This is a genomic window from Providencia sp. PROV268 (genome assembly GCF_028477805.1).
Taxonomy (GTDB): Bacteria; Pseudomonadota; Gammaproteobacteria; order Enterobacterales; family Enterobacteriaceae; genus Providencia; species Providencia stuartii.
Genome location: NZ_JAMPLW010000003.1, coordinates 21,370 through 27,641, shown reverse-complemented (window position 1 = coordinate 27,641; position 6,272 = coordinate 21,370). Strand labels below are relative to the sequence as shown.

The following is a 6,272-nucleotide window of genomic DNA, read 5'->3' as shown; positions in this document are numbered from 1 at the left end:
CTCTGAAAAAACTTAACGCAATAAGATTTAAATATTAAATCATTATGGGGGCGCCCATCATATCACTTGATACAAAATGTATACGTCTTTTTGACAGTTTATTGATGTCCTCTGTTCATTTCACTGAAAATCAATATTCATCACGCATACTCAATCACCAATTTTTACCCTAATATCGAACGACAAAAACAACAGCAATGCGTAATATGTCAAATTTAGTTTCAGAATACGTGTTAATATTTCAATCACAATCTGGTAACTCACGTTATCATTTCCCAAGAAACTTAACATCTTATAAAAAATCTATTTAAAATCATAAAGTAATACACATAAAATCAAAAAACATTGGCGATAACGATCAATACAAATCAAATCAATAGCCATGAGTTATCATAAACAGCAAAATTGATCGTCTTAAACTATTTCCCTCTCCTCTTAATTTACCTTAGTCTTTAGCACCAATAGCTTTGATATTAACCATATTTTACTTCAATAAAACAGGTGAATCGTGTTAATGAGATACAACATATTAAATATAAATGTTCGCATAGGTGCATTTTTTCGAAAACATAGAAGATTACTAGGTATATCGGGGGAAAAACTAGGTCAAAAATTAGGTCTTTCCCAGCAACACATCTCTCGACTAGAACGAGGACAAGCAACATTTTCAATCGACATCATTCTGCAATTATTAAATGAGATTGATAAAACGTTACTTGATTTAATTACTGAGGTATTTTATGAAGATTCCGGTGAAGTTTTAATTGAATATCAACGTTTACAACAATTCAATACTGAATTAACGCAAAAAAACTAGCCTGCATTTTACATTAATCTATTTTTCTGGGATTATTTTAAGTTTTAAGATGAATTAGATTGGCTATTTATGTTGATTTTTAATTAAAGTTTTATTTTTTATTACATAAAAATTGGATTATGTATGCTTAAGCGTATTCACTTTATTCTAACATTGTTATTAATGAGCATAACAACATCAGTATGTGCCTCACCTTCCATTGGTATTGGTAGTATGTATGATGTTTTTACGCCGGAAACCCAAAGCCTGACCAAACGCGTATATAACACAGGAACATCTACCGCATTCGTTCGTGTTGAAGTATTGGAGATTGATGTTACCCCGAAAATGAATCAACGCGAATCAACACAAAAAGAAGTTGACGCAGGCTCATTAACACAAGAACGACTCATTGTCTCACCACTAAGATTAATCATTCCTCCATCGGGCTTTCAGACTGTACGTATATTGTGGTCAGGAGCGCGAGATAAAGAACGTTATTTCAGGATCCGTTTTACCCCTGTACTCCCGGAAGAAAATGATGGTTTTGGTATGAGCAAGGATGAAATAAATCAATACAAGAAAAACGCACTGGAGGCCGGAATTAATGTATTGACTGGGTATGGTAGTGTTGTTGTGATGCAACCTGAAAAACCTTTATTTAATACCGTTATTGACGATAGGAACAAACAAATAGCAATAATAAATAAAGGAAATGCTACCATTATATTAGATAATATCCGTTATTGTGAAAACGCAAAATCACATTGCGAGAACAAATCCCGAGAAATTATATTGCCTGGGAGGGAGTTTATTTTACAAAAAAAACAGAATGACGAAATCATCTTCACATTAATTGAAGGTGATAAATCAAAATCATTTAATTATTAACATCAACCTAGATAAATAATTTTAATTTTGTTTTCTAGTTATAGAAAATAAATAGGAAAACAGCGTTTTCCTTCTTTTTTTGATCATTATGAATGAGGTATTCACATGTTAAAAAAATCATTATCCGCGATCTTAATGTCTTGCGCGGCTTTAGGGTCAATGACTGTTCACGCTGCGAATGAACAACGCTACGCTATCGACTTAACGGCCACCATCCCAACAGATAATTTTCAAGTTATTCCTGTTGAGGGCGGCTGGGTTAATCAAACGCAAGAAATGGTTTATGATTTAGGAACTAAGAAGTTACAAGATTTCTCCAAGCAATTTCAATATAAAAATACATCCGGTGGTATTCAAGCAACCTTAACGAATACCGACTCAACTGGCACAGCTATTTTATCAAATGGAACAGATACCATTCCGTTAACTGTTATCTTTAACGGTGTATCACTCAGCAATAAGGCTAATACCGTAGTTAATGCCGCAGATGCCAAAGCTGGCGGTCGTACTAGTCTTCGCATTACACAAAAAACAGACCAACCTTTAACTGTAACTGGCTCTTTTACTGGTCAAGTGGCAATGGTTTTTGAGCCAGTGCTTGTCGAGCCTCCTACTGGAGACAAATAAGTTACTCAAGTGATGAAGGCCTTTGAGGTCTTCATCCTTATTGCTTAGTCTAGTCGTTCGTTATTTCAATTGTGTTTGTGCATTTATCGAATGACTAACTATTTTTTATAGTGTTTGTATTTTTTGATTCGGCTAAGAATGAATATGAAAGTATTATTTACTTTAATTCTAGCACCTGGAATAGCTTTGGGAGGGAATTTATTATCAGCAGGCAATACGATAAAAGTTCCTGATGAATTTAAGCAGTATTTTTATAATTCAGAAATTGTTTCTCAAGTGTATCTTAATGATTCTCCGCTTTTTGATGCTGTCTTTTCGCTTCATGAAAATGGACAAATTAATCTCCTACGAATTTTAGATGAAGAGCCAGATATTAAGCCTCAAGTTAAAAATGAGTGGGCTAATATTTTACAAAAAGGGATCTCATTAGGTGCATGTAACTCCTCCTGCCCTGCAGGACTAATCTCTGCTGAATATCGACTGGATAACTCCTCGTTAAAATTATTTACATCACACTACGAAACTGAGCAAGTAAACAATGACTATATCCATTTGCCTAGCACTCTGCCAAATGGTGTCATTATGCACAATAATTTATCTGCCGTTTCGGTAGCTTCAGCGAAGACATGGAACTTTACCTCATCTATCGTGTCCTCGCTTTTAGGATGGACACAAAAAATATCGCTGCAGACCTACGGCTCTAGCCAAGCCAATCAAACACAAGAAACCAATATTTATGCCCTATACACACAAAAGGAATTAGCAGGTAACTTTATTCGCTTAGGTTTTTTTTCCCCGGACAGTGATAAGGGAAATGTTGAAACCAATGGATTTAGTACAGGCTCTGTTGCTGGAGCCATGTGGGGAACCTCAAATGCATTATTGATAAATAACGAAAGTGTCAGTGCTTCCCCTATCTATGTCACCGCTGCCAATCAAGCAACGGCAGAAGTTTGGCTGGATAATCGCCTCATCTACTCGCAACAACTGCAACCAGGAATACAAGCTATTGACACTCGGCGTTTACCCAGCGGCATTTATAACATCACGATTAATACCCTTGAGAACGGTAAGATTGTGGATACTCAAATAGCTCAAGTATACAAACCATTAGGATGGCAAAATCCCAATCAAAAATGGCGCTTAAATTTCTGGGGTGGGCAAAAAAGAGATTTAGTGATTAGCAGTAAGAACACAACCGAGAATAATAATGCGTTCATCGGCGGCGGTGCCGTCGATTACTTATTGACCCCCCGTGTTATCTTGGGAAGCAGTTTTTTAATGACCGCAGAAAAATATCAGCTCAGCGCAAGATCAACGGTAACACTGTCTTCCAATGATAGTCTTTTTGCCCAATATACCTTGACAGATGACGATTCACGAAAAAATTCGAGCGCAGATTTACGTTATTATCGGACGCTTTCACCGGGAAACTCGTTGAATGTCTTTTGGCGTCGAACTTCCCAGAATAGTTATCGCTCGACAGACTCGTCTAAGCAAGTTGGGAACGCGTGGGGGGCGTCAATGTTCACTCAATTACCGTGGGCGAGTTCACTGACATTGAATGGTCAATACATGAAAAATCCATCAAGAGAAGGGTTTGGGATTGATGCAACATTGACAACAAAAGCCATTTTGGCTAATCGCGATGTTAATTTTCGAGTAAGTGCGTATGACCGACCTGGATTTAATCAAAAAAATCGGGAGCAAGGTGTGATGTTCGGAGTAAGCATGTCATTAATGCCAACTGCACAGCATACGTTATCAGTTGATGCGGGTATCAACGACAGTAACAGCTATTCGAGTTTAAATTATCAATGGCAACCCCAGGATCAAGGGGCACTACGTTGGCTAGGCGCTGGAATATCACAAAGTGGTGGAAGCACACTCATTAACGGTAATGGCGCCTTGGAAAGTCGAGCGCTCAGTGGGGATGCTTATGTCCAGCATTATGTACAAGACAAAAGCACCACAGCGGGCATTAACTTAAGTCAGACACTTTTGTTGGGTGAAGGAAGACTTGCGGCGAGTAGTGGCGAACGTGGTTTAGGCATGGATTCGGCATTTATCGTAGATTTAGAATCAGATGACCCCGATATGCAAATTGTCGCTTCAGACAGTGTTAGCGAAACAAAGTTATTCCTGGGCCGAAATGTTATTCCTGCGGATGTCTGGAAAAATGAGTCCATCCAGTTTTACAGCATGGGTGAACATAACGGAAAAGTTTTTCCTGAATATGAATCAATGCAAATGAATCGAGGTAGTGTGAAATATTTAAAATTAAAGGCCATCAAAACAACAGTGCTTGTGGGGATGCTGCAAGACAAGCGAGATCAAATGTTAAAACATCGTCAGGTGACTAGTGATATCAGCAGTGGCGTGATTAATGCTGAAGGCGTTTTAACATTAGATACGGGCATCAATAACCAAACACTCACGGTCTTAGCCGATGGTCAATTGCCCGCCCTATCGTGCCAGTTACCGGACGCCCTGTCACCGGAAAAAGCTGTACAGTTTTTCCCTGTTATTCGTTGTTCATCAATGGAGGGGTTATAATGCATTATTTTCATTACATTCTTGGTATCGTCATGTTGGCACTCAGCGCGGTTGTTCACAGCGCAACGATTAATTTAACTGCAGAGTTTACACCAAGGATAAATAACAGTAACAGTGATGGTGTTTTTATCAATACAACACCAATCAGCGGTTATTGTAAGTTATATCCTACATATTGTAATGCTGACGTTGTAAGTGTTCATTTACCATTATCAACAGAAATTTCATATCCCATCGTTGCTAATAATGAACCTCGTGACGGAGTTTACTTTAACTTTCCGAAAACCCCGAAAGTACTTACAGTAAGGAATCAGAATACAGGGGAAAAATTTGACGTTATATTTAGGATAACTAATTTTTCTTCAGCAGCGAGAAAAAATTCAAATCAATATGATTGGGACGAAGGCGGCAAAGATCTGAGTGCACCTCGGGGGGGAGGATGTTCTTTTTATGCCACTTCATTATCGAATAATGAAGTGAATCGATTTATCTGGGGAACAAAAGAGAACACTTTCCCCTGCCTTAAAATAAGTAGAGTAGACAGAACGGAACCTTCTACATTTAGCGAGATGAGCATCGGTTATTCATTAATAGCTAAAGATAGCTTATTAACGATAGGCTCAGGAATCTATGTGGGGAAATTGTCATTTACTGTAGGCCCAGGAGGCGACTTTGATTTTGGCGATAACTATAAAGCCAATGAAAGTGTTCTTGATGTCAATCTCATTCTTTCTGTTAATCATGACTTAATCGTCACCACAACGCCAGAAAGTCGCGCTTTATCATTACAGCCTTGTAGTGCAGGTAAAGTTTGCACGGAAGAACAAGGAAAACAAAACTGGGAACGTTGGATGATAACGAAAATCACGCCTCAGCTTACGGCTCGTAGTGATTTTTGGTTATCTTCAACAGGCGCGTTTACCACTTATCTGCAATGTGAATATATCCAAGGTGAACATTGTGCCATTAAAAGTGACAACAATGATCAACTGGTTCCAGTGAAGGCGTATTTGAGCATGCCGGATAATATTATTAATCGACAAACCAATAGCACGGTTTTGCGCGCCCCTATGGCAATTAATAAAGATGTTTTAAATAATACGTTTTTAACAAGGGATATTGGGAGTAATCGCAAGGGAAGTATTGATTTTTTGGTGACGCAACAAGATGTCGATACCATGCTGATGACAAGACCCGACACTTACCGTGGAACAGTTACTGTTATTTTTGACCCGCAAATATATTAATCTCAAGCAATTATGCAATATTAATTGCAATATTTGGGTTACTTAGCCGAAAGCACACAAAAATTTATAGTTCTGACTCCCAGAGCATAGGCTATAGTTTGTCCTAATGATAACTAGGGTTAGTGGTTCTAAAACGCCACTAACCTAGCTGATTT

General features: G+C 38.0%; 5 protein-coding genes. All 5 read left to right on the top strand.

The genetic code is table 11. The features are described from left to right. The first annotated feature begins 514 nt into the window (after positions 1–514). On the top strand, positions 515–817 hold the full coding sequence (locus tag PR699_RS03590; protein ID WP_014657494.1) for a helix-turn-helix domain-containing protein: 303 nt from the start codon (positions 515–517) through the stop codon (positions 815–817). A 123-nt stretch (positions 818–940) separates the two neighbouring features. After that, positions 941–1,687, top strand: coding sequence for a hypothetical protein (locus PR699_RS03585; protein ID WP_014657495.1), 747 nt, complete (start codon positions 941–943; stop codon positions 1,685–1,687). A gap of 105 nt (positions 1,688–1,792) precedes the next feature. Continuing rightward, positions 1,793–2,314, top strand: coding sequence for a CS1 type fimbrial major subunit (locus PR699_RS03580; protein WP_272572994.1), 522 nt, complete (start codon positions 1,793–1,795; stop codon positions 2,312–2,314). A 144-nt stretch (positions 2,315–2,458) separates the two neighbouring features. Next, positions 2,459–4,870: a TcfC E-set like domain-containing protein gene (locus tag PR699_RS03575; RefSeq protein ID WP_272572995.1), complete on the top strand. Its 2,412-nt coding sequence runs from the start codon at positions 2,459–2,461 to the stop codon at positions 4,868–4,870. Further along, positions 4,870–6,117 (top strand): hypothetical protein, encoded by a 1,248-nt coding sequence (locus PR699_RS03570; RefSeq protein WP_272572996.1) that lies wholly within the window; start codon positions 4,870–4,872, stop codon positions 6,115–6,117. The genes PR699_RS03575 and PR699_RS03570 overlap by 1 nt, the downstream gene beginning before the upstream one ends. Positions 6,118–6,272 lie beyond the last annotated feature (155 nt).

Excerpts from the sequence above, each read along its gene's own strand:
- PR699_RS03570 (WP_272572996.1), top strand. The coding sequence starts at position 4,870 with ATGCATTATTTTCATTACATTCTTGGTATCGTCATGTTGGCACTCAGC.
- PR699_RS03590 (WP_014657494.1), top strand. The coding sequence starts at position 515 with ATGAGATACAACATATTAAATATAAATGTTCGCATAGGTGCATTTTTT.
- PR699_RS03575 (WP_272572995.1), top strand. The coding sequence starts at position 2,459 with ATGAAAGTATTATTTACTTTAATTCTAGCACCTGGAATAGCTTTGGGA.
- PR699_RS03580 (WP_272572994.1), top strand. The coding sequence starts at position 1,793 with ATGTTAAAAAAATCATTATCCGCGATCTTAATGTCTTGCGCGGCTTTA.
- PR699_RS03585 (WP_014657495.1), top strand. The coding sequence starts at position 941 with ATGCTTAAGCGTATTCACTTTATTCTAACATTGTTATTAATGAGCATA.